This window comes from Psychrobacter sp. TB20-MNA-CIBAN-0197, from assembly GCF_040309765.1.
Classification (GTDB): domain Bacteria; phylum Pseudomonadota; class Gammaproteobacteria; order Pseudomonadales; family Moraxellaceae; genus Psychrobacter; species Psychrobacter submarinus.
Genome location: NZ_JBEOPC010000637.1, coordinates 1 through 270 on the forward strand (window position 1 = coordinate 1; position 270 = coordinate 270).

At 40.4% G+C, this 270-nt stretch carries 1 protein-coding gene; it reads left to right on the forward strand.

What is annotated here, in order from left to right; translation table 11 throughout:
- On the forward strand, positions 1 to 270 hold a 270-nt coding region (locus AAEY83_RS15310; RefSeq protein ID WP_351060267.1), incomplete at both ends, for a lipid II flippase MurJ.

A 270-nucleotide genomic window follows, 5' to 3' on the forward strand; every position in this document is an offset into this window, starting at 1 on the left:
GCGCTGGGCATGGCAAGACGAAAACGTAAAAAAAGTACGAAAACTTATGCTACCGGCTTTGTTTGGTGTCTCTATTAGTCAAATTAATCTGTTGCTCGATACCATGATTGCGTCATTACTGATGACGGGTTCAATTGCGTGGCTTTATTATTCAGACCGCTTAATTGAATTTCCGCTGGGATTATTTGGTATTGGTATTGCGACGGTTATTTTACCGGCGCTTTCTAAACTACATAGCAGTAAAAAAAGTAGCGACTTTCAGCATACTCT